We start from the raw sequence: 18569 nt of genomic DNA, 5'->3' as shown, positions 1-18569 counted from the left end.
CGATGTCGTTCAAGAGACTCCTGATCGCCAACCGCGGCGAGATCGCCATCCGCATCGCGCGTGCTGCGGCCGACGCCGGCATTGCAACCGTCGCGATCCATCCCGCGGACGATGCGCTGTCGCTGCATGTCCGGGTTGCCGACGAGGCGGTCGAAATCCCGGGACGCGGCGCACGGGCCTATCTCGACATCGACGCCGTCGTGAAAGCCGCGAAGTCGGCCGGCTGCGATGCCGTGCATCCCGGCTACGGTTTCCTCAGCGAGAACGCGGCGTTCGCGAAGGCCTGCGCCGATGCAGGCATCACCTTCGTCGGACCGAAGGCATCCGCGCTCGAACTGTTCGGCGACAAGGTCGCGGCCCGTCAGCTAGCAAAGCGTTGCGGCGTACCGATCATCGCCGGCACCAGCGGGCCGTCGAGCCTCGAGGAGATCACGGCGTTCTTCACCTCGCTCGGCAGCAATGCGGCGATCGTGATCAAAGCGATGGCCGGCGGCGGCGGCCGCGGCATGCGCGTGGTCGAGAACGCGTCCGACCTCGCGGAAGCTTATGCACGCTGCCAGTCCGAAGCCAAGGCGGCGTTCGGCTTCGACGGCGTTTACGCCGAGCGGCTGATCCGGCAGGCGCGCCATATCGAGGTGCAAATCATCGGCGACAAGCACGGCGCGATCTCCCATCTCTGGGAGCGCGAATGCACCATCCAGCGCCGGCACCAGAAGCTGGTCGAGGTGTCGCCCAGCCCGTCGTTGAGCGATCCCCTGCGCGGCCGCATTATCGAAGCGGCGAAGCAGCTTGCAACGGCCGCGGCTTACGACAATCTCGGCACGTTCGAATTCCTGGTCGACGGCACGGCGGACGACAGCTTTGCCTTCATCGAGGCCAATCCGCGGCTCCAGGTCGAGCATACCGTGACGGAAGAGGTGCTCGGCCTCGACCTCGTCCGCGCCCAGCTCGCGGTCGCCGCCGGCAGTTCGCTCGCTTCGCTTGGTCTTGCGCAAGGCGAGATCCCGAAGCCGCGCGGCTACGCCATGCAGCTCCGCGTCAACATGGAGACGCTGGACGAGACGGGTGCGACGCATCCGACCGGCGGCGTGCTCGCCGTGTTCGAGCCGCCATCGGGGCCAGGCGTCCGCGTCGATAGCTTTGGCTATGCCGGGTACAAGACCAGCGCGGCCTTCGATTCGCTGCTGGCAAAGGTCATCGTGCATACGCCGGGCGAGGCCTGGCACGACGTCGTTGCAAAAGCCTCGCGCGCCCTGCGCGAGTTCCGCATCGACGGCGTCATCACCAACATCGCCTTCCTGCAGGCCGTGCTGGCGCATCCCGATTTCAGGACCAACCGTATCGCGACCGATTTCATCGATCGCAATATCGCCAAGCTGGTCGAGGCGGCCGATGGCGCCGCCAAGCCGCTCTACTTCGCGGCGACGGAGCGCGGCGGCCACGATGCGGAAGCGCATGTCGCGCAGATCGTGCCCGAAGGTATGGTGATGGTCGCAGCGCCCCTGCAAGGCACCATCGTCACCATCCAGGTGAAGGAGGGCGAGATCGTGCGGCCCGGCCAGCAGCTCGCCGTGATCGAGTCCATGAAGATGGAGCATCTGGTCATGGCCGAGCAGGGCGGCCGTGTCGTGAAGCTCGCAGCCGGCGACGGGGTCACGCTGATGCACGGCGAGCCCATCATGTATCTGGAGCCGCTCGACGTTGCGGCCGATCATTCGGCGGCGGAGGCCGATGTCGATCTCGACCACGTCCGCCCCGACCTCGCCGAGCTGATCGCGCGCCAGGCCAACACGCTCGACGCGAACCGCCCGGCCTCGGTCGAGCGCCGCCGCAACACCAACCAGCGCACCGCGCGCGAGAACGTCGCCCAGCTCGTCGACGACGGGTCGTTCATGGAATACGGCAGCCTCGCCATCGCGGCGCAGCGGCGCCGGCGCAAGCTCGACGATCTCATCAAGAACACGCCGGCCGACGGCCTCGTGATGGGCGTCGCCACCGTCAATGCCGAAAAGTTCGGACCGGAAGGCGCGCGCTGCATCGTCGTGGCTTACGACTACACCGTGCTCGCGGGCACTCAAGGCCACATGAACCACAAGAAGATCGACCGCATGCTCACGCTGGCGGAAGACTGGCGCGTGCCGCTGGTGTTCTACACCGAGGGCGGCGGCGGCCGGCCCGGCGATACCGACCGGCTCGGCATGACCGGCCTCGACGGCCCGTCCTTCGTGCAGTTCGCGCGGCTCTCCGGTCTCGTGCCCGTCGTGGGCGTGGTCTCCGGCTATTGCTTCGCCGGCAATGCCGCGATGCTCGGCTGCTGCGACGTCATCATCGCAACTAAGAACGCTTCGATCGGCATGGGCGGCCCGGCCATGATCGAGGGCGGCGGGCTCGGCGTCTATCATCCGGCCGAGGTCGGTCCCGTCTCGTTCCAGTCGCCGAACGGCGTCATCGACATCCTGGTCGAGGACGAGGAGGAGGCGACGTCCGTCGCGCAGAAATACCTGTCCTACTTCCAGGGCGCGGTGACGGAGTGGCAGGCCGCCGACCAGCGCCTGCTCCGCCGCGCCATCCCGGAGAACCGCCTGCGCGTCTACGACATCCGCAGCGTGATCGACCTTGTCGCCGACAAGGACAGCGTGCTGGAGCTGCGCCGCGACTACGGCGTCGGCATGATCACCGCGCTGATCCGCATCGAAGGCAAGCCGTTCGGCCTGATCGCCAACAATCCGCGCCATCTCGGCGGCGCCATCGATGCCGACGCCGGCGACAAGGCCGCGCGCTTCCTGCAGCTTTGCGATGCGTTCGACTTACCCGTCGTCTCGCTCTGCGACACGCCCGGCTTCATGGTCGGCCCCGAGGCCGAGAAGACCGCGATCGTGCGCCACGTCTCGCGCATGTTCGTGACGGGTGCGAGCCTTACCGTGCCGCTGTTCGGCATCGTGCTGCGCAAGGGCTATGGCCTCGGCGCCCAGTCGATGATCGGCGGCGGCTTCCACGCCTCGTTCTTCACCGCGGCCTGGCCGACCGGCGAGTTCGGCGGCATGGGCCTGGAGGGCTATGTCCGCCTCGGCTTCCGCAAGGAGATGGAGGCGATCGCCGATCCCGAGGAGCGCGAGACCTACTATCGCAACAAGGTCGCCGAGCTCTATGCCAACGGCAAGGCGGTCTCGATCGCCTCGGTGTTCGAGATCGACAACGTCATCGACCCCGCCGAGACGCGGCGCTGGATCATGGCAGGGCTCCGCTCGGTGCCGAAGCCGCCGGCGCGGACGGAGAAGAAGCGGCCGTGCATCGATACCTGGTGAGGGCGGTGCAGCATCGGCGCTGCTTAAGTATTTGGGCATTCTGTTTCCACACCGTCATGCCCGGGCTTGTCCCGGGCATCCACGTTCTTCGCGCGTGCGGCAACGCGTGGATGGCCCGGACAAGCCCGGCCATGACGACGTGGTGAGAGTACGTCACTCCACCTCTATTCCCTGTTCCCGATTGACATCCCCGCCCGTGCTGCCAGACTTTGCACAATAATACAGGGTGGAGACGTCCGCGATGGCCAGCCTTTCGGCCTCGAACCATGTCGCCCGTGTCTTGTCCGTCGCCAATCATGTGGCCGACGTCGATGCCTCTTCGCGGATTGCCAATTCCTGGCGGCGCTGCCTGATCGGCCACAAGCTCGATCCCGCCCGCCAGGGCCCGCCGCAGACGCTGACCGAGGCCGAGATCCGCCACGTCGCCGAGCCGATGGAGGAGACGATCAGGCTCGCGACGCCCGAGCTCGACGATCTCGCCCGCGTGCTGCGCGATGCCGGCTACTGCGTCAATCTCGCGGATGCGAACGCGACCATGCTGTTCAGCCGCCTGCCGGGCGAAGCCGACGCCAGGATGTTCCTGGACTGGAAGATCTACACCGGCTCGAACTTCGCCGAGACCTTCGAGGGCACCAACGGGCTGGGCACTGCGCTCGCCGAGCAGAAGCCGATCCTGGTGCACCGCGACGAGCATTTTCGCGCGCAATGGCACATGTTCTCCTGCGCGGTGGCGCCGCTGTTCGACCAGGCCGGGCGGCTCGCCGGTGCGGTCAACATCACTTCCTGCCGCGAGGATCTCGAGCGCGCCGCGCATCAGCTCGCGCTCGCGGTGACGATGGAGGCGACGCGGCGGATGGAGGGCGCGATCTTCCGCGGCCATTTCCGCAACGCCTGGATCGCGACCGTGCCCGGCGATGGCGGCAGCGGCCTCGTCGCCTATGACGACGACCGCCGCATCGTCGGCGCCTGCCGCTCCGCGCGTGCGCTGCTCGGCCTCACCGACGGCCTGATCGCCTCCGGCATTGACCTGTCGCGCTACCTCAAGTTCGATCATCATGCCGCGCGTGGTGCGGACGAGATCGTCGAGCTGCGCCGTGCCGACGGCAGTCCGTTGGGGCAGGGGCATGTTGCCCCGCCGCTGCGTGCAAGATCGCATGCGCCGCGCCGCGATGCGCCCGCCGGCCGCTTCGAGGCCCTGCATCGGCTTGCCGGTCGCGATCCCGGCCTCGTCAGAAGCGTGAAGCGGCTCATGAGCATCGGCGATCACAATCTGCCGGTGCTGCTGCATGGCGAGACCGGCGTCGGCAAGGATGTGTTCGCGCGCGCCATTCACGCGGCGAGCAACCGCGCCCGCAACAATTACGTCGCGCTGAACTGCGCGGCGATGCCGGAAAGCCTGATCGATGCCGAGCTGTTCGGCTATGAGGCCGGCGCCTTCACCGGCGCGCGGCGCGACGGCTCGAAAGGTCTGATCGTGCAGGCCGACGGCGGCACGCTGTTCCTCGACGAGATCGGCGACATGCCGATCGCGCTGCAGACGCGCCTGCTGCGCGTTCTGGAAAACCGCGAGGTCTGGCCGCTCGGCGCGCTCAAGCCGGTGCCGGTCGACATCCGCCTGATCAGCGCCACCCATCGCGACCTCGGCCGCATGGCGGAAGAGGGCGCCTTCCGCGCCGATCTCTATTTCCGCCTGCGCGGTCTGGAGGTGAAGCTGCCCGCATTGCGCGAGCGCGCGGACAGGGAGGATGTCATCCGTCAGATCGCACGCGAGGAGGCGCCGGATTGCCGCCTCTCGGACGAAGCCTGGTCGCTGCTCGCGGCCTATCCCTATCCCGGCAACATGCGGCAGCTCCGGCACGTGCTGCGGCTTGCCGGCTGCACGGCGGAGAACGGCGTCATCACCGATGCGGACCTCGATCTGCCGCCGTTCGGCGGGCGGACGACGGAGCCCGATCTCGCGGCCGCCGAGCGTGCCACGATCGTCGAGGCCCTGCGCAAGCACGGCGGCCGCGTGACGGACGCAGCGCGAGCGCTGAAGCTGAGCCGCGCGACGCTGTATCGGAAGATCAAGCTGCTGAAGATCGAGACGGCGCAGTAGCGTTCAATCGCATGCGGCGAGACGGGTGAGGGGTATCTCTCCGCTAGCTTGGATTCGTAGGGTGGGCAAAGGCGCACTTGCGCCGTGCCCACGATCTCGAGCCGAATGTTGCAGATCGTGGGCACGCTTCGCTTTGCCCACCCTACGATACTGAACTCGCGGATAGAACCCCTCATCCGGCGCCATAGCTGAAGCTTTGCTTCGGCGTTCTTGAGAACGGCGGCCGGAGGCCGCCTATCCCACCTTCTCCCGCAAGGGGAGAAGGGAAGGGCAGCGAGCCCAAGGCCTACGAAAAATCCGTCCAGCTCAGATGCCGGGAATCGAGGTCGCCGACTGTGACGGTCTCGCGGATTTCCTGGGGTGTATGAAAACTGCTCCGCAGATAGATCAGCGGCTTGGCGGCATCCGCATGCGACACGGCGCGGACCTCGCCGACGAAGATCGAGTGCGTTTTGGTTTCGAACTCCTGCGCCAGCACGCAATCGAAGGCTGCCACTGCGTCGGTCAGCACCGGTGCGCCAGTGACGCCTCGCGTCCACTGCCCGAACGCAAAGCGGTCGTCGCCGTTGACGCCCTTCTGGCCGCTGAAGGTCAGCGCCAGCATGGCGTGATCCTCGTGCAGGAAGTTGATCGCGAACGCGCCTTCCTCGCGGATGCGTGCGTGCGCGCTGGCGTTGCGGTTGACGCAGACGATCAGCGAAGGCGGCGAGTCCGACAGCGAGCAGGCCGACGTCACCGTCAGGCCGGTGCGCGTGCCGTGCTGGGCGCCGACCGTGACCAGCGCCACGGCACCGGCGCATTGGCGCATCGCCTGCTTGAAATCCTTTGCATCGAGAGGATTGGCGTCGACCGTCACGCGGAAATCTCCGAAATGAATGCGGGTGCGGCACGATCGCGCCGCACCCGCACCCGCGTCAAGCCGCCTTCTTCGCGGAGCCGAGATGCTTCAGGCGCGGCATCACCTCGTTCTTCAAGAGCGAGAGCGAGTGGTGCCAGGCCTCGGCCTTGTGCTTGTAGTCGAAGCCGAACACCAGCAGCACGCCGAAGCCGCCGACCTCGTCGTAGATCTTCTCGATCTTCTCGGCGACGGTCGCGGGCGAGCCGACGATCCAGTTCCGCTTGGCGCAATATTCGACCGTGACGTCGCTGTCGGGCACGTCAGGGGCGTGCTTCAGATAGTCCTTGAAGCCGAAATGGCCGAGCAGGGGCAGGAAGTACTCGCTCATCATCCGGCCCATCATGTCGCCGGTCGAGAGCTTCCAGGCCTCCTCGTCGGTATCGGCGACGAACACCTCGCGCACGAGGCGCCAGTCCTGCCGGTTCGGCTTGCGCCCGGTCTTGGCGGCACCGACCTCGACCGAATCCCAGTGACTGGAGACGTAGGCCGGGTTGAGGTTGAGGCTCATCGGGATGAAGCCGCGCTCGCCAGCGAGCTTCAGCGTGTCCGAGTTCTTCGAGAGGCCGGCAACGCCGATCGGCGGATGCGGCGCCTGCAGCGGCTTGATGTGCGGCTTGAGGAAGTCGAACATCGTGTCCGGCTTCGTCACCGTCCAGAACTTGCCCTTGTGGGTGAAGGGCGCGGGCTCGGTCCACAGCTTCAGGATGATCTCCAGCGCCTCGCGGGTCATGTCGCGGTTCTGGCCGCTCATGCCGTCGACGTTGAACATCGCCCAGTCGCTCGGCAGGCCGGAAGCCGCGACGCCGAAATTCAACCGGCCCTCGGAGAGATGGTCGAGCATCGCGACGCGGTTGGCGAGTTCGGCCGGGTGGTGATAGGGCAGCAGGAATCCGCCCGGCCCGATGCGAAGCTTCTTGGTCTGCATCAGCGCTTGCGCGATCAGCAGGTCCGGCGTGGGATTGGGTTCCCAGGGCGCGGTGTGGTGCTCGCCGACCCAGGCCTCCTGATAGCCGAGTTCGTCGAGCCAGCGCATGACCTGCAGGTCCCAGTCGTTGCCTTCCTTCAGGCCGCACTCCGGCGGGTGCGAAGGCATCGTGAAGTAGCCGATCTCCATGGGTTTCCTCTCCATAATTGACGCGTCTTGTTGCGCGGTTCACGGATGTGAGTGGAGAGGCTTCAGCAAGCGGTGTGCCAGCGCGCCTTGCGCCCCTGGCTTGCGAGAAAAGGCTGGTTTGCCGGGGCAATAGCCGATATCCCGGGGCGGATTTGCTGGACGGCGTCTCATTGTCGCGAGACGGCGTCTTGCCGGTGAGACGAGGATACGATGACCGAACCCGCCTATGTCGCGGTGGACTGGGGCACCAGCAGTTTTCGCCTGTGGCTGGTTGATCGCGCCGGCAAGGTGCTGGCCGAGCGCCGCAGCGGCGAGGGCATGCTGGCTGCGGCCAAGACCGGCTTCGCAGCCGTGCTGCAATCGCATCTTGCCGCGGTCGAGGCGCCCGCTCATCTGCCGGTCCTCATCTGCGGCATGGCCGGCGCCAAGACCGGCTGGGTCGAGGCCGGCTATGTCGACACGCCGGCGCCGCTCGCCGCCATCCTCAAGCAGGCGGCGCGCGTGCCGGGCGAGGCGCGCGACATCCGCATCCTGCCGGGTATCGCGCAGCGCGATGCGGCCGCGCCTGACGTGATGCGCGGCGAGGAGACGCAGTTGCTCGGCGCGCTCGGTCTTCAGGCCGCCGGCGAAGCGATGGTCTGCATGCCCGGCACGCATTCGAAATGGGTGCGCGTGAAGGACGGCACGGTCGCGAGCTTCTCCACCTTCATGACCGGCGAGCTCTTCAGCGTGGTCTCGCGCGAGACGATCCTGTCGCTCGCGGTTGCCAATGCCGAGGACGCCGAGGACGTCTCGAGCTTCAGGGCGGCGGTGAAAGCCGCGTTCGAGGCACCGGCCTTCGCAGCCAATCTCCTGTTCGGTGCGCGGGCACGGCAGTTGCTGTTCGGCGGCACGCCCGCCGCGGCACGCGAGACGCTGTCGGGCACGTTGATCGGCGTCGAGCTTGCGGCGGGTCTTTCGGGCGCCGTGCCGAAAGCCGGCATCACGCTGGTGGCATCGGGGCGGCTTGCGGCGCTGTACAGGCTCGCCTTCGACACGTTGTCGGTCACGGTGCAACAGGTCGAGGCGGATGAAGCCGTCCGCCGCGGCCTGTCGATGGCGGCCGCGGCGATCTGGACGAAGTAGAAGGATTTTTGCGATGAGCGTTCCCTTTCCGCCGATGAAGCGTCCGCTGGTCGCGATCCTGCGTGGCGTCAAGCCCGAGGAGACCGAGGCGATCGTCGGCGTCCTGATCGAGGCCGGCATGACCGCGATCGAGATTCCCCTGAACTCGCCCGATCCGTTCCGTTCGATCGGGCTCGCGGCGAAGCTTGCGCCTTCAGGCGTGCTGATCGGTGCCGGGACCGTGCTGACCGCCGCCGATGTCGATCGTCTCAACGATGCCGGCGGCAGACTGATGGTGTCGCCCAATGTCGACACCGAGGTGCTGGCGCGCGCGCATCAGCACGGCATGGTGACGTTGCCCGGCGTGTTCTCGCCGACCGAGGCGCTGCTTGCCGCGCGCTCCGGTGCGTCGGGCCTGAAGTTCTTTCCCGCGAGCGTGCTCGGCGCCTCCGGCATTGCCGCGATCAAGGCGGTGCTGCCCGCCGGCGTGATGATCGCCGCGGTCGGCGGCGTGTCCGATCAGAATTTTGCGGAGTACATCAAGGGCGGCGTCACTGCGTTCGGTCTCGGCTCCAGCCTCTACAAGCCGGGCATGACGGCGGCCGACGTCGCGGCGCGCGCGAAGGTGACGATGGTGGCCTACGATCGGGCGATTGCGAAAGACTGAGCTGCCAATAAACAAGCCGTGATGGCGGCGACGCCATGCGTTGTCCTATCTTGCTGCACCAGCGAGATCAGGGAGACCGACATGGCAATCAACAACATCGCCGATCTGTTCGTGGCAACGCTCGAACAGGCCGGCGTCAAGCGCATCTACGGCATTGTCGGCGACAGCCTGAACGCACTGACCGAGGCGCTGCGCCGCCGCGGCACCATCGAATGGATCCATGTCCGCCACGAGGAGGTCGCGGCGTTCGCGGCCGCGGGCGAAGCCGAGATGACCGGGAGCCTTGCGGTGTGCGCGGGCTCCTGCGGTCCGGGCAACCTGCATCTGATCAACGGCCTGTTCGACGCGCATCGCAGCCGTGTTCCCGTGCTGGCGATCGCGGCGCAAATTCCGACCGCCGAGATCGGCGGCGGCTATTTCCAGGAAACCCATCCGCAGAACCTGTTTCGCGAATGCAGCCATTATTGCGAGCTGGTCTCGGACGCGAGCCAGCTTCCTTTCGTGCTGGAGAACGCGATCCGCGCGGCGGTCGGCCTGCGCGGCGTCGCCGTCGTCGCGATGCCCGGCGACGTCGCGTTCCGCAGCCCGCCCAAGCGCGCGCTCTCGACGTCGCGCGGACTTGCGCTTGTCGCGCCGAAGGTGGTGCCGCAGGCCGACGAGCTGCAGGCGCTCGCGGATCTCCTCAACGGCTCCGAACGCATCACGCTGTTCTGTGGCCGCGGCTGCGCCGGCGCACATGCGCCGCTGATGCAATTGGCCGAAGCGCTCAAGAGCCCGATCGTGCACGCGCTCGGCGGCAAGGAGCATGTCGAATACGACAACCCCTACGATGTCGGCATGACCGGCTTCATCGGCTTCTCCTCGGGCTATGCCGCCATGCACACCTGCGACGCGCTGGTGATGCTCGGCACCGACTTCCCCTACAAGCAATTCTTCCCGGCCGATGCGAAGATCGCCCAGATCGACATCCGCCCGGAAAATCTCGGCCGGCGCGCCAAGATCGATCTCGGCGTCGTCGGCGACGTCAAGCTGACCATCGAGGCGCTGCTGCCGCTGCTCAAGTCCAAGACGCAGCGTAAACATCTCGACGACGCCGTCGCGCATTACAAGCGGGCGCGCGAAGGTCTGGACTCGCTTGCCAAGGGCACGCCGGGAGCCAAGCCGATCCATCCGCAATATCTCGCAAAGGTCATCAGCGACCATGCGAGCGACGACGCCGTGTTCACCGCCGATGTCGGCACGCCGACGGTGTGGGCGGCGCGCTATCTCGACATGAACGGCCGCCGGCGGCTGATCGGCTCCTTCGTGCACGGCTCGATGGCCAACGCCATGCCGCAGGCGATCGGGGCGCAGGCTGCGCAGCCCGGCCGCCAGGTGATCTCGCTGTCGGGCGACGGCGGGTTCACCATGCTGATGGGCGATCTGATCACGTTGACGCAAGAGCAGCTCCCGGTGAAGGTCGTCGTCTTCAACAACGGCGTGCTCGGCTTCGTCGCGCTGGAGATGAAGGCGGCGGGCTTCGTCGACACCAATGTCGATCTGGAGAATCCCGACTTCGCGGCGATGGCACGCGCGATGGGCATATTCGCCAAGCGTGTCGAGGATCCCGGCGAGCTTCCGGGCGCGATGAAGGAGATGCTGGCGCACAACGGACCTGCACTGCTCGATGTCGTCACTGCCAAGCAGGAGCTGTCGATGCCGCCGACCATCACGGCGGAGCAGGTCAAGGGCTTCAGCCTGTGGGTGCTGCGCGCGGTGATGAACGGCCGCGGCGACGAGGTGCTCGATCTCGCAAAGACGAACCTGCTGCCGCGCTAACGCGCGAACGATTGCGCTCTAGCCCCGCTTCGGCGCCGGCAACGGCAACCGCTCGTGGCGGCGCTGGAAGCGCTGCCAGTGCAGCACGATGCCGATCAGCAGGGCCGGCACGAAGCCGAGCGCGAGCAGCCAGAGCGGCAGCCCTTTCGGCGAGATGAAGGCCATGGCGATGTCGGATATCAGCCAGAGCGCTGCAAACATGACCGTGAAATCCAGGCGCGGGCAGCGCAGATAGTAGAACACGGCGGTGATGATGATGGCGGGCCCGATGGCGATGCCGATCATTACCGCCGTCAGTTCCTTGGGCGTCAGCGCGTCGAGCACCATCGACGCCAGCAGCCAGAGTGCGGCGAACATGGCAATGATGTCGAGCGGATGCCGCAACCCAATACCTCTCGTGGGAACCGCGCTATCGTTGTGGCCGAGCACCCCTGCCGTCAAGGGAAAATGCGGCTATTCCTCGTCACTTCCGGGCGTCTGGCGTAGCATGAAATGGCCGAAAGCGGTGGCGATCGGCTTATCCGCATCGTCCTGCCAGGCGCGGGCCTCGAAGGCCACGATCCGGCGGCCCTGCTTCACGATCGAGACGTTGGCAAAGGTATCGAGCGCGCGGCCGGAACGCAGATAGTTGACAGTGAGTCCGATCGGCTTGGGAGGCGCGGCAGCGCCGAGCTCGCGCGCCACGCCGATGATGGCGGTGGTCTCGAGGAATGCGCCGGTCATGCCGCCGTGGATCGCGGGCAGAATCGGATTGCCGATGATCTGCGGCGAGAACGGCATCGTCAGCGTGCCGTCGTCGTTGACGCGGATGCCGAGCGCGCGCGCGAACGGGCTGCGTGCGAACGGGCCGTCCGGATCCTCCGGTGCCTCCAGCGTCGGGATGCTGCGCGCATCCATCCGGCGGTCGGCGAGCATGTTGGTGCGATTGGCGCCGATCATGAAGCCGGCGGTCGCGGTCGCGACCGGCTCGTCCTCGGACTCCTGATAGGCGGTGGCGCGCACGAACGCGATCGAGCGCGTGGTGCGGTAGCAGATCGAATGCGCCTTGATGTCGAGGCCGGGCGTTGCCGGCTTCTGGTAGTCGATGCGCAGATCGAGGGTTGCGATGGCGCGCGTACCGTCGAGCGCAAGTTGCACCGCCATGCCGCAGCTCTCGTCCAGCATCGCGGTGACGACGCCGCCATGCAGGACGCCGGTCTCGGTGTCGCCGACGAAGACCGGGCGATAGGGCAGGCTGGACCAGGCCTCGCTGGGCGCGAAGCGGTCGAGCTGGAGCCCGCTGATATGGCCGTAATCGGAGCGGCGGCCCTTGATGGCCTCGGCGAGTTCCTCGAACGGCAGCGTGGTGTGTGGCGTGGACATGGCGATGTTCTAGACCAGTGCAGGGCGGCGCGCAAAACCTGCGAATGCGCCTTGCCAGGGGGCTTTTGCCGGGGCCGGTTTGGCCTCGACAGGGCGGGTCAAAGCAACGATGGTGGGCCCTTCGTTCGTCCAATGCCCGCAAGGAGCGCCCATGACCGACCCCGAGACGCCCGGCACCAATCAGGGGCCCGTCACCATTTCGACCAGCAGCTCGGAGCGGGCGCCGATCATCTATTTCGACGGCGCGTCCTGCTTCGGCCATCACAACGGCGCGATCCAGATCGAGCTCGCCGCGAACCTGTTGGTGCCGATCGGTGCCGCCGTCAGGGTCGACGTGGTCCAGACCGCGCACCTGCGCTGCAGCGTGGCCGCCGCGCTGGCGCTGCGCGAAGCACTCGACAAGGCACTCGCAATGTACAAGCAGGGCCAGCAGCAGCCTGCGGAGGTCATTCCCGCGGTGAAGAACTGACGGGCCGGTTGAGGGGCTGATATCTCGCCGCGAAACAGGTCCTCATCCTGAGGGCCCACCGACGGCGGGCGTCTCGAAGGATGAGCTGTCGGAGGCGATCTCTCAGCTCACATGCACCTTCGGCTTCCGGCCGCCGTTCCACTTGCCGTCGAGCGCGCGCTCGATCTGGGCGGCGAGCTGCAGCAGGAGGCCGTCATTGGCTTGCTTGGCGATGGCCTGGATGCCCAGCGGCAGGTCGTGATCCTGCGCGGCCATCGGCATCGAGATCGCGGGCATGCCGCAGAGATTGGCGAGCGGCGTGAAGGCGAAGAAGCGCCAGAGATTGCCGAACCAGTCGAGCACGTCGGGGTTGTCGGAGATGGTGAGATATTCCTTGGTGCCGACCTTCGGCGTCGGCAGTGCGGTGATCGGCGTCAGGATCACGTCCCATTGCTCGAAGAAGCTGCCGAAGCCGCGCGAGGTCGTGTTGAACACGCCCTGCATCTTCGCCCGCTCGGCGAAGGTGGTGTGGCGGCCGGCTTCCCAGATGCGGATGTTCATGGGCTCGATCAGATCTTCCGGCGGCTTCTCCAGCCCGCGCGCCGCGAGCATGTTGGAGATCACGACTGCGAAATTGCTGATGTAGCAGGTGGTCTGTGCCTCGAAGGCGGCGCGGAAGTCGAGCTCGGGCAGTGCGTAGTCGACGTGATGGCCGAGGCCTTCGAGGAAGCGGCCGGTCTTCTCCAGCTCGGCGGCGATCTCCGGCGTCGCGGTATAGTCGCCCCAGGTATGCGACAGCGCGATGCGAAGCTTTGTCGGATCGCGCTTGATCATTTCCGAATAGGGCTGCGCCGTGGTCCAGAACGGCATGAACTCGCCGGGCGCGGGCCCGCGTGCGTGGTCGACGAAGGCGGCGGTATCGCGCACCGAGCGCGACTGGCAGCCCTGGATCGAGACGAGGCCGGTGAGATCGGACATGTGCGGCGCCAGCGAGAACACGCCGCGCGAGACCTTCAGGCCGATATTGCCGTTGACGCCGGCGGGAATGCGGATCGAGCCGCCGCCGTCGGTCGCGTGCGCGATCGGCACTACGCCCGCGGCCACCATCGCGGCGCTGCCGGCCGACGAGCCGCAGGTGGTGTAGTCGGTGTTCCAGGGATTGCGCGTGACGTAGACGGCGGGATTGTCGGCCGAAGAGCAGACGCCGAATTCCGGCGTCGTGGTGCGCCCGATCAAATTGAGCCCTGCCTGGCGGAATTTGCCGGTGAGGAACGTATCGGCCGCCGCGCGATTGCCGCGCATCAGGAGCGAGCCCATCTCCTGCAGCCGGCCCTTCATGGTCGGGCCGAGATCCTTCATCAGGAAGGGCAGGCCGGCGAAGGGACCGGCGAGATTGGCGCCGTCCTTGGCGGGATCGGCGATCACGTCCTCGAACAGCTCGACCACGCCCGACAGGGACGGATTGACCTTGGCGACGCCCGCCGCTGCCTGCCGCGCCAGTTCCTTTGCCGTCAGCTCGCCCTTGCGGACGCGGGCCGCCAGCGCGACGCCATCGTGCTGCGCCCATTCATTCCAGCTCATCGGCAAAGTCATGTCGTCAAAATCCCCTTGGGTAGCGGCGCCACCTTTTTCGCAAGGGGCCGCGTGAATCAACTGAGCCGGGGCGAAGGGCAGGGTTGCGCCCGGCGGAGAGGTCGGCGGGTCCTTAAGGCAGGCGCGCGATGACCGCAACCGGGCCGCCGCCGGCCGGGCCCTGATGCTCGGCGCCGCCGGAAACATAGACTGCGCCGGTGCCGGAAAGACCCGCAATCAGGCCGCCGACGGCGGCGCGGGCGTGGCGTGTCGAGCTGATGTCGGTGTCTTCGAGCATGGTGTGGCGGAAGCCGCGCACGGTGCCATCGGGCGAGGCCTCGGCCTTGGCGAAGATGTTGACGAGCGTGCGGCCCGGCTGCGGTGTGGCGCCAAGCCCGACGCTCTTCAGAGCCGACGTCACCGCCGCGGCATCGATCGCATCGTCCATCACGGCATGCCCGATTTCGAATTCGCTCGCTGATGATGCGGAGTTGCCGAGCACGATGATGACGTTGTGCATCAGCTCGATCCCCGACGAGGTCGAGGCGACGTTCGAGAACAGGTCGTAGCGCCGCATCACGTCCTCGTCGCGGACATCAGGGCCGATCTCGCCGAGCGCGACCCCAACCCCGAGCGCGGAGGCGCCGCGCGAATAGGCCATCGAGCTGTAGGCGCTGGTCGTCGCCGTCTTGTTGCCGCGTGCGTTTGCTGCTTCGACGCGCTCACTGGTGAGCAGCGGACACTTGATCTGCACGAAATGGACGTCGGCGGGATCGGAAATGCCGGCATCCGCCATCGCGGCCTTCACGGCCTTCGCCGTCTCCGTGATCTGCGCGGAGCGCCCGAGCTCTTCGGGCAGGAAGTCCCGCGTGTGTGCCATGCCGATGCCGAGGCGCTTGCCGGACAGGCCTGCCGGGCGCTCGGCCGCGCTCCGCGTGAATACCGTGAGATGCGGGCTCAGCACGCCTTCGGTGCCGCCCGACATCACGAAGGCGATGCGCTGCTCGACGGCTTCCGGCGACAGGCCGAGCTTTGGCGCCAGCGCCGTGCACAGCGCGGCCACGGCATATTCCCGGGTGAAATCGTTGACGCCGCCATTGCCTTCGGTCTTGCCGAGGACCGCCAGGATCGATGTCGGATCGATCGCGCCGGAGCCAATCATGGCCATGAGGCCGGAGACGTCGCCGGGGCCGCTGGTGGCGATCTTGAAGACGCCGACCGATGTGGTGGGCATTGTAGTCCTCGCATGCAGTTCGGTGGTCCGGCGAGGCCAACCAGCCGTGGTACGGGGGCACATGTCAAGCCGCCAGCGCCGTGCTCTCACCTCAGGATGACGGGATGGCCATTTTGGCCGGGCGCGACGCAGGTCAGAGCTCTCCGCCACCCCACGATTGTGGCGAGATCGCATCGCTCCAGCAAAAAAATCCTCTGTCGACGGTTGCGCGCCGCACCTTGATGAATCAACCTTGGTTGGTCCATAAGCGGCGTCCCGCGGCCGGATTTCGGTCTGCGTCGCGTGCTTGGATAGAGGGATTCTCGCGTGGCAAATATCAACCAGAAGATTGCGCAGGAGCTTGGGGTACGGGCGGAGCAGGTCGAGGCGACGGTGACGCTGCTCGACGGCGGCGCTACGGTTCCCTTCATCGCCCGCTACCGCAAGGAAGCGACCGGTGCGCTCGACGACGCGCAATTGCGCACCCTGGAGGAGCGCCTGGTTTACCTGCGCGAGCTCGAAGACCGCCGCAAGGCCATCCTCGAATCGGTTCGCGAGCAGGGCAAGCTCGACGCCGCGCTGGAAGCCACCATCATGGCCGCCGACAGCAAGGCCCGTCTCGAAGACATCTATCTGCCGTTCAAGCCGAAGCGCCGCACCAAGGCCGAGATCGCCAAGGAGGCCGGCCTCGAGCCGCTCGCCAATCAACTCATGGCCGAGCCCGGCAACGATCCGAAGGTCGTGGCGGAAGGCTTCATCAACGCCGAGAAGGGCGTTGCCGATGCCGCCGCCGCGCTCGACGGCGCCCGCGCCATCCTGGTCGAGCGCTTCGACGAGGATGCCGATCTGATCGGCGCATTGCGCGAGGAGATGTGGACCAACGCGCGCATGGCCTCCAAGGTGCGCGAGGGCAAGAAGACCGAGGGCGAGAAGTTCGCCGACTATTTCGAGTTCTCGGAGCCGCTGACCAAGCTGCCCTCGCACCGCATCCTCGCGATGTTCCGCGGCGAGAAGGAAGAGATCCTCGACCTGCAGATTCAGCCCGAGGCGGAGGCGCCGCCGCCCGGCGTGCCCAGCGCCTATGAACTCAAGATCATGAAGCGGTTCGGCATCGCCGACCTCAAGCGCGCCGGCGACCGCTGGCTGATCGACACCGTGCGCTGGGCCTGGCGCACCAAGATCCAGGTGCACCTCAACATCGACCTGCGCATGCGGTTGTGGAATTCGGCCGAGACCGAGGCCGTCCGCGTGTTCGCCTCGAACCTGCGCGACCTCCTGCTGGCGGCGCCCGCCGGCACCCGCGCCACCATGGGGCTCGACCCCGGCTACCGCACCGGCGTCAAGGTTGCGGTCACCGACGCGACCGGCAAGGTGGTCGATACCGCCGTGATCTATCCGCATGAGCCGCAGCGGCAGTGGAACGAGTCGCTGGCGACGCTGGGCCGGCTCGCGATGAAGCATCGCGTCGAGCTGATCGCGATCGGCAACGGCACGGCCTCGCGCGAAACCGACAAGCTCGCAGGCGATCTCGTCAAGGGTCTCGCCGAGCTGAAGATGAACAAGATCGTGGTGTCGGAAGCCGGCGCGTCGGTCTACTCGGCCTCGGCCTTCGCCTCGGAGGAGCTGCCCGGCCTCGACGTCACGCTGCGCGGCGCGGTTTCGATCGCGCGGCGCCTGCAGGATCCGCTCGCCGAGCTCGTCAAGATCGAGCCCAAGGCGATCGGCGTCGGCCAGTATCAGCACGATCTCGGCCAGGCCAAGCTCGCCAAATCGCTCGATGCCGTGGTCGAAGACTGCGTGAACGCCGTCGGCGTCGACGTCAACACCGCCTCGGCGCCGCTGCTGGCGCGCGTGTCGGGCGTCGGCTCCGGCCTCGCCCAGAGCATCGTGGCGCATCGCGACGCCAACGGCCCGTTCAAGTCGCGCAAGGCGCTCAAGGACGTGCCGCGGCTCGGCCCGAAGGCGTTCGAGCAGTGCGCGGGCTTCCTGCGCATCCTCGGCGGTGAGGACCCGCTCGATGCCTCGGGCGTGCATCCCGAAGCCTATCCGGTGGTGCGCCGGATTCTCGAAGCGACCAAGAGCGATATCAAGGCGCTGATCGGCAGCAGCGAGATCGTCCGCACGCTGAAGCCGAAGGATTTCGTCGACGAGACCTTCGGTCTGCCGACCGTCACCGATATTTTGAAGGAGCTGGAAAAGCCCGGCCGCGACCCGCGTCCGGCCTTCAAGGCCGCCGTGTTCAAGGAGGGCGTCGAGGAGATCAAGCACCTCCAGAAGGGCATGATCCTCGAAGGCACCGTGACCAACGTCGCCGCGTTCGGCGCCTTCGTCGATATCGGCGTGCACCAGGACGGCCTCGTCCACATCTCCGCGATGTCGAAGAACTACATCAAGGATCCGCGCGAGGTGGTGAAGCCCGGCGACATCGTCAAGGTCAAGGTGCTGGACTTCGAGGTCGCCCGCAAGCGCATCTCGCTGACCCTGCGCCTCGACGACGAGGTCGGCGCCAAGAAGGACGCACCCGGCATGCAGCGCGACAACAGCTCGCGCAACGCCAGCCGCATGACCTCGTCCGCCCCGCGCAAGCAGGAATCCTCCGGCGGCGGCGCGCTCGCCGAGGCGATGCGCCGCGCGGCGGAGAAGAACAACGGCAAGCGGGCGTAGCTCTTAACCTCTCCCCGCCCTTTGCGGGGAGAAGTCGGAATGCACCCGGCGATGCGGAGCGTCGTTCGGCGCGATCCGGGCGAGGGGCCTCCGCGACTTCATCTGGTCGAGGTACGGAGACTGCTGCCCACGCCGTCATTGCGAGCGTAGCGAAGCAATCCAGGCTGTTTCCGCGGAAACAGTCTGGATTACTTCGTCGCAAGGGCTCCTCGCAATGACGGGGAGCGAGCGGGGCTCTGCCTCCCTAACTCCCGCGTCAGAATCTGGCGTGTTTGTAAGTTGAAGGGCGCTTCCTCTCGTCTGATC

Annotated in this window: 13 protein-coding genes; 7 read left to right on the top strand and 6 right to left on the bottom strand. The window is 66.9% G+C overall.

Going from position 1 to position 18569, the window contains the following annotated elements; genetic code table 11:
• The first annotated feature begins 2 nt into the window (after window positions 1-2).
• Window positions 3-3305, top strand: a complete 3303-nt coding sequence (locus tag A7X65_RS34885) for an acetyl-CoA carboxylase family protein (protein WP_063693945.1) — start codon at window positions 3-5, stop codon at window positions 3303-3305.
• Window positions 3306-3546: 241 nt separating this feature from the next.
• Window positions 3547-5403, top strand: a complete 1857-nt coding sequence (locus tag A7X65_RS34880; RefSeq protein ID WP_063693944.1) for a sigma-54-dependent Fis family transcriptional regulator — start codon at window positions 3547-3549, stop codon at window positions 5401-5403.
• A 286-nt stretch (window positions 5404-5689) separates the two neighbouring features.
• On the opposite strand, the gene A7X65_RS34875 is transcribed toward A7X65_RS34880, so the two are convergent.
• Together A7X65_RS34875 and A7X65_RS34870 are read right to left on the bottom strand one after the other, a co-directional pair.
• Entirely contained in the window at window positions 5690-6259 is a 570-nt protein-coding gene (locus A7X65_RS34875) for a flavin reductase family protein (RefSeq protein ID WP_063693943.1), read from the bottom strand.
• A gap of 58 nt (window positions 6260-6317) precedes the next feature.
• On the bottom strand, window positions 6318-7415 hold the full coding sequence (locus A7X65_RS34870; protein WP_063693942.1) for an LLM class flavin-dependent oxidoreductase: 1098 nt from the start codon (window positions 7413-7415) through the stop codon (window positions 6318-6320).
• A 210-nt stretch (window positions 7416-7625) separates the two neighbouring features.
• Here A7X65_RS34870 and A7X65_RS34865 point away from each other — a divergent pair, with 210 nt between their 5' ends.
• The 3 genes from A7X65_RS34865 (at window position 7626) to poxB (ending at window position 11004) form a co-directional block, all read left to right on the top strand.
• On the top strand, window positions 7626-8540 hold the full coding sequence (locus A7X65_RS34865; protein WP_063693941.1) for a 2-dehydro-3-deoxygalactonokinase: 915 nt from the start codon (window positions 7626-7628) through the stop codon (window positions 8538-8540).
• Between the two features lie 13 nt (window positions 8541-8553).
• Complete coding sequence (locus A7X65_RS34860) at window positions 8554-9186, top strand: 2-dehydro-3-deoxy-6-phosphogalactonate aldolase (RefSeq protein ID WP_063693940.1); 633 nt, start codon at window positions 8554-8556, stop codon at window positions 9184-9186.
• A gap of 81 nt (window positions 9187-9267) precedes the next feature.
• Window positions 9268-11004: a ubiquinone-dependent pyruvate dehydrogenase gene (poxB, locus tag A7X65_RS34855; RefSeq protein WP_063693939.1), complete on the top strand. Its 1737-nt coding sequence runs from the start codon at window positions 9268-9270 to the stop codon at window positions 11002-11004.
• 18 nt (window positions 11005-11022) lie between these two features.
• Here poxB and A7X65_RS34850 read toward each other — a convergent pair whose 3' ends face one another.
• Entirely contained in the window at window positions 11023-11388 is a 366-nt protein-coding gene (locus A7X65_RS34850; RefSeq protein WP_063693938.1) for a hypothetical protein, read from the bottom strand.
• A gap of 69 nt (window positions 11389-11457) precedes the next feature.
• A complete protein-coding gene (locus A7X65_RS34845; RefSeq protein WP_063693937.1) occupies window positions 11458-12366 on the bottom strand; it encodes a PaaI family thioesterase in 909 nt (302 codons plus the stop codon).
• 151 nt (window positions 12367-12517) lie between these two features.
• Between A7X65_RS34845 and A7X65_RS42930 the strand changes: the two genes are divergently transcribed.
• Entirely contained in the window at window positions 12518-12835 is a 318-nt protein-coding gene (locus A7X65_RS42930) for a hypothetical protein (RefSeq protein ID WP_063693936.1), read from the top strand.
• Between the two features lie 102 nt (window positions 12836-12937).
• Here A7X65_RS42930 and A7X65_RS34835 read toward each other — a convergent pair whose 3' ends face one another.
• Complete coding sequence (locus A7X65_RS34835; protein ID WP_063693935.1) at window positions 12938-14407, bottom strand: amidase; 1470 nt, start codon at window positions 14405-14407, stop codon at window positions 12938-12940.
• Window positions 14408-14519: 112 nt separating this feature from the next.
• Window positions 14520-15620 carry a cyanuric acid amidohydrolase gene (gene atzD, locus A7X65_RS34830; protein ID WP_063693934.1) on the bottom strand — a complete coding sequence of 367 codons (1101 nt, stop codon included), beginning with the start codon at window positions 15618-15620 and terminating at the stop codon, window positions 14520-14522.
• 306 nt (window positions 15621-15926) lie between these two features.
• On the opposite strand from atzD, the gene A7X65_RS34825 reads away from it, so the two are divergent.
• Window positions 15927-18263, top strand: coding sequence for a Tex family protein (locus A7X65_RS34825; protein ID WP_063693933.1), 2337 nt, complete (start codon window positions 15927-15929; stop codon window positions 18261-18263).
• Window positions 18264-18569: the final 306 nt, after the last annotated feature.

Source organism: Bradyrhizobium stylosanthis, from assembly GCF_001641335.1.
Lineage (GTDB): Bacteria > Pseudomonadota > Alphaproteobacteria > Rhizobiales > Xanthobacteraceae > Bradyrhizobium > Bradyrhizobium stylosanthis.
This window is presented reverse-complemented; position numbering and strand designations above follow the sequence as displayed.